The organism is Pseudoalteromonas sp. Isolate6, assembly GCF_022398435.1.
GTDB lineage: Bacteria > Pseudomonadota > Gammaproteobacteria > Enterobacterales > Alteromonadaceae > Pseudoalteromonas > Pseudoalteromonas galatheae.
In genome coordinates this window covers 1-4,795 of sequence record NZ_JAKEVK010000279.1, presented here as the reverse complement: position 1 = coordinate 4,795, position 4,795 = coordinate 1, and the positions used below count along the sequence as shown (strand labels likewise).

General features: G+C 42.4%; 4 protein-coding genes and 1 pseudogene. 2 read left to right on the top strand and 3 right to left on the bottom strand.

The window, feature by feature from the left end:
• A pseudogene (locus L1D50_RS21615) lies at window positions 1-198 on the top strand (hypothetical protein); the annotation flags it as partial.
• Window positions 199-255: 57 nt separating this feature from the next.
• On the opposite strand, the gene sbcB reads toward L1D50_RS21615, so the two are convergent.
• Together sbcB and L1D50_RS21605 are read right to left on the bottom strand one after the other, a co-directional pair.
• Window positions 256-1,725 carry an exodeoxyribonuclease I gene (gene sbcB, locus L1D50_RS21610; RefSeq protein WP_239966794.1) on the bottom strand — a complete coding sequence of 490 codons (1,470 nt, stop codon included), beginning with the start codon at window positions 1,723-1,725 and terminating at the stop codon, window positions 256-258.
• Between the two features lie 316 nt (window positions 1,726-2,041).
• Window positions 2,042-3,244 carry an MFS transporter gene (locus tag L1D50_RS21605; RefSeq protein ID WP_128726043.1) on the bottom strand — a complete coding sequence of 401 codons (1,203 nt, stop codon included), beginning with the start codon at window positions 3,242-3,244 and terminating at the stop codon, window positions 2,042-2,044.
• Window positions 3,245-3,351: 107 nt separating this feature from the next.
• On the opposite strand from L1D50_RS21605, the gene L1D50_RS21600 reads away from it, so the two are divergent.
• Window positions 3,352-4,242, top strand: a complete 891-nt coding sequence (locus tag L1D50_RS21600; protein ID WP_239966793.1) for a LysR family transcriptional regulator — start codon at window positions 3,352-3,354, stop codon at window positions 4,240-4,242.
• Between the two features lie 19 nt (window positions 4,243-4,261).
• On the opposite strand, the gene L1D50_RS21595 is transcribed toward L1D50_RS21600, so the two are convergent.
• Entirely contained in the window at window positions 4,262-4,693 is a 432-nt protein-coding gene (locus L1D50_RS21595; RefSeq protein ID WP_128726045.1) for a MarR family transcriptional regulator, read from the bottom strand.
• Window positions 4,694-4,795 lie beyond the last annotated feature (102 nt).

The following is a 4,795-nucleotide window of genomic DNA, read 5'->3' as shown; positions in this document are numbered from 1 at the left end:
ACCGAAAACCCGCTAATTACAAACTTTGAGCGTAATGATAAAGGGCTTTTAAGATCTGCATATTGCGCTCATTACCTTCATTCTCTGCGACTAAATTTTCAAGCTCCAGCGACTTTTGTTATGGCAGTCGTCGCAAGCTTATATCCTGCTTGGCAAGCCACCAAAACGGATCCTGCCAAAGTACTGGGAAATGGGTAACATCTAAAACCGTAGGTCGGCCTTTAGGCCGACACTCTATGACCGAAAACCCGCTAATTACAAACTTTGAGCGTAATGATAAAGGGCTTTTAAGATCTGCATATTGCGCTCATTACCTTCATTCTCTGCGACTAAATTTTCAAGCTCCAGCATAAAATCTTCGGCTGAAATTGAAGGATTATCTTCATTATGCATCAACTTGTTTTGGCAATATTTACGCCATTTATCAAGCTCTGCAGGTGAGAGCGACTGCGGCCAATTTCTTGCCCGATAGCGAAACAGCAACGTGTTAAATTTGCTGTCTTCAAAATCCAGTTCAATGGTCGCCAACTCTTCGGGCGATGCATTGCGAATGATTGCAAATTTGGCTTTATCGGCTTTGCTAGTGAAACCATCGTAGAGTTGATAATCCGGATTACTTGGTTTCTCGAATCCCTTTTCATCGCTAAAGACTTCTGCAACCTTATCCCTTAGCTCTGGACGTGCTTTAAGATACTTTAAGTTTTCTAGGCATTGCTCGCGGTCTATTCCAAGCCTTGCTGCGTTTTCGGGCAAGAGGGTCTTAGCTGGTGCTACCAACGGGCATTTATTGATATGTACTAGTTTTAATCCAACTGGTAGCTCATCTTCACCCAATTCACTGCGTTTTGTATAAAGCCTTTGTTTGAGCGACTCAACGTCAAGGTCATTCAATACCTCCGGCGACTGTGTTAAATCAAAGCAGATCACAGCATTACTATTGATTGGGTGAAAGCTCATCGGTGCGATCCAAGTGGTGCAACCTTGTTGTGCTGGAAACATAGAAGAAACGTGTACTAAAGGCTGCATATTGAAAACGTCGATTAGGCTCGACACCGCTTTTTTATGTCTGTGATTAAAGTAGAACTCATACAGTTTTGGCTGTTTGGTTTTAATCAGTTTAGCCAGCGCAATCGTTGCGGTAACGTCACTCAAGGCATCGTGGGCTGCACCGTGCTCAATGCCATTGGCGACAGTTAAGTGTTCGAGTTTAAAACTCGGATTGCCATCTTCTCTGGTTGGCCATTCAATGCCTTCGGGGCGAAGCGCATAACAGGCTCTTACCAGATCTATGATGTCCCAGCGGCTATTACCATTTTGCCATTCACGCTCATAGGGGTCATAAAAGTTACGATAAAGGCTATAACGGGTTAGCTCATCATCAAATCGAATACTGTTATATCCAGCAACGCAGGTTTGTGGTTTGGCAAATTCCGCGTGGATCTTTGCCATAAACTCGGCCTCGGTCAGGCCTTTTTTTAGTGCTAACTGTGGTGTGATCCCTGTAACCAAACACGCCTGAGGATGCGGGAGATAGTCAGGCGCTGGTTGACAATACTCAATCAGTGGCTCACCAATAATATTGAGATCCAGATCCGTTCTGATCCCAGCAAACTGGCTTGGCCTGTCTTTTTGCGGCGTCGCACCCCAGCTCTCGTAGTCGTGCCAGAAAATAGTTGGGATGTTCTGGGCATTATTTGGTGTATCTGATTGGTTTGCATTTGTCATAAAATCAAAAAGTTATTCTACTGTTTTTGTTTGTTTTGGTTAATCATATTTGTCGTGATGGTATGACTACTGTGTAAGTTAATGTGTATATCAGTTCACACAAGTGTGTATACCGTGATAACTAAGCTGTTTGCCGCGATGCGGATACATATGATTAACGATAGACAGGCATTATCGCATAGAGGCGCGCTTAGAGTAAGGCATAACCATAGTGGATTGCCTTATTAAAACGGATCAGAGCGGTAATTGGGAAAGCTGCGTCACTTATTGACAATCAAACTGCCCAATTATCTGTTGCTCAATTACTAAATCGCGATTAAAAGCGCTTTCTTTGAAAGTTTTTCCACATAACAACCGTTATGACTACCAATAGGGTTGAGACAACAATCAAAACATTAAAATTAAGTGTGTGGTTTTCGCGGGGCGTGACTAGCAAACTTGCAATAGTGCCGCCAGAGGCTATCGCAAAGTGCTGTATCGCATTTTGCAGACTGATAAAGGTACTGCGCTCTTCTGCGTGAAGTGAGGTTATAAGTTCTGTCACTAAGATCATAGAGCGGGTAGCGCTTGCAATCACAAACAGGGTAAAAAGTCCGGCTGCAAAAATAACTGAGCTTATCGTAAAGCCAAACAAGGTCGCCAATATCATCAAGCCACTAAGAAAGTAAATTAAGTATGAGGTTGTGTGATTGTTTAGCTTTTGTCGAGCGTATAGCTGAACTGCAACAAACGAACAGACACCACTTAACAAATAGCATGCACTTAGCATCGAGCTTGAGATGCTTAAGTTGGTAATTAGCATCACCGGAAATTGAGTTGAAATTGCAAATGTACTTAACACCACAAAAAATGCGATGAACAGAGCGTATTTAAGGGTTTTGGTCGGGTTAAATGTGTTGCTTGGCATTGGGTTGCTAGCGCTGCTTTTCGAAGCTTGCTTTATGTTTGAGAGGAATATAAATGTAAATAATAGCGCTGTAATGGCTAAGCCACTTCCTAGTATCATAAACCCCAACTGCCAGCCTTGATTTGCAGTGATAAATAATAGAGCAGGGATCCCAATTGACAAGGCGAGTGGAAAAGCACTCAGCAGTATCGCGGTGTCTTTTTTCTTGTCGTTTTCATGGCTTAGCTGGATCACCAAGTTGAGATTGAGTACTACCAATGCGCCGCCACAGATGCCAGTCAATGCACGTACGAAAAGCAAGATATAAAAACTCTCGAGTGCTGAAGTAAGCAAGGTTAACAATGTGGTTGCCGACAGAAAAATGAAGACCTTGTATTTCTCCTTTGAAAGGTTGCCGGTACCACGCACCCATAAACAAGTGAAAGCAGCGGCAATTGCATAAGCTGAAACGAGTAGTCCTGAATTTGATGGGTTGGTACCTGAACTTAGCGCCATTTCTGCACTAAAGGGCACGATGATTAATGCATCTAATGCGATTAAAAAGTGGATGACAAAACATAACCCAAATTTAGCTTTTGGGCTTGCTAAGGTGGTTATTGAAGCTGAAAACATAGACATCCTTAATTGATATAAACAAAGAAGTCTTGATTGTATTAGCCTTAATTAGGTAATAAAGTGTCAGTTATTGAATTGATAAACCCATATTCTGGGCTAACGAAATGATTGATCAGATTGACCCTCGGTGGCTTAACAGTTTCCACTGTGTTTATGAATGCTTAAGCTTCAAACAAGCGGCGGAGTTTTTGGATATCCCGACCTCCAACGTAAGTCGTCATATTGCACTACTTGAAGAAAAGCTTGATGCAAGATTGTTGGAACGAACGACAAGGCGGATCTCAGTAACAGAGGCGGGTGAACAGCTTTATGTGAGTACCAAGCCGTTAATCGATTCGCTATTGGATGCGTTGCAAGAGGTCAATAAATATGCCTCTACGCCAATGGGTCATTTGCGTATCTTAATGCCAGACATCCCCATACTTGGTCAAGCAGTGGTAACCTTTTGCGCTGCGCATCCATTAATATCAATAAGTTGTGATACCAGTCTGAGTCCAAGAGAAAACCTCTTAGATGGCTTTGATGTCGTGCTCTACTTTCATCGTGGCAAGCTTGAGGATAGCAATTGGGTGGTTAAAGAGCTGGCTCGATTACCAAGTGTCGTGGTGGCATCTCCCAGCTTGCTAGAAAAGCATACTTCGCCGTATAGATTAGCAGATTTACAATCTCTCCCTTGTATTTCAACCCTTACCGCCGTAAACGGTACTCCTTGGATATTTACCACTAAGGAAGGAAGATTGACGACAGTGAATGTTAAATCGAACTTCAGGGTAAACAGTGGGTTTATGGCCAAGTCTGCCGCCCTATCTGGAGTTGGATTTGCCATCTTACCACTGAACTCCTGTAAAGCAGAAATCAAGTCAGGCGAGTTAGTACCACTTAAGCTAGAGCAGCAACCAGAAGACCTTGTGCTTTATGCGTTTTATGCTGGCCGTAAGCATCTGGCTAAAAAAATATCAGCGTTTTTGGCACATTTAGAACATGCGCTACAATGACTATCGTTTAATTTCTACTTTAAGCCAAATCACCATTGATCGAATCTAGTAACCCAATAAGTGCATGTGCTTTTTGCTCGTCGATACTTGGAAACTTACAGCGGATCTGCTCGGGAATAGTGGCAGCTTGATGTTGCAGATCATGACCCTTACTTTGTAGTTTTACCACTCGTTTGCGCTTATCTTTTTCGTCTTTAACGATACAAAGCAGGGCTTTGTCAGTCATTTTCTTTAAGATTTGCGTCATAGCACCGCCATCGATGGCAGTTTTCTCTAGTAATTCTGCAATGCTGATTTCATCTTTCTCCCAAAGTGCCATCATGACCACATATTGAGGATAGGTTAGGTCGAGTTTTTGTAAAGATGCTCGGTAAGCACGGGCAATACCATTGGAAGCCATGTAGAGGCGGTGGCAGATTTGAGCGTCTAGTTTTAGTTGTGGGTAGTTCATCACATATTCCTACAAAGTAGCTAAGCTATATTTTAATTTGCATGCAAAGTATTTGCAATTCTAAAAAATTGACTCTATTATTTTGTGTGCAAAATAAATATT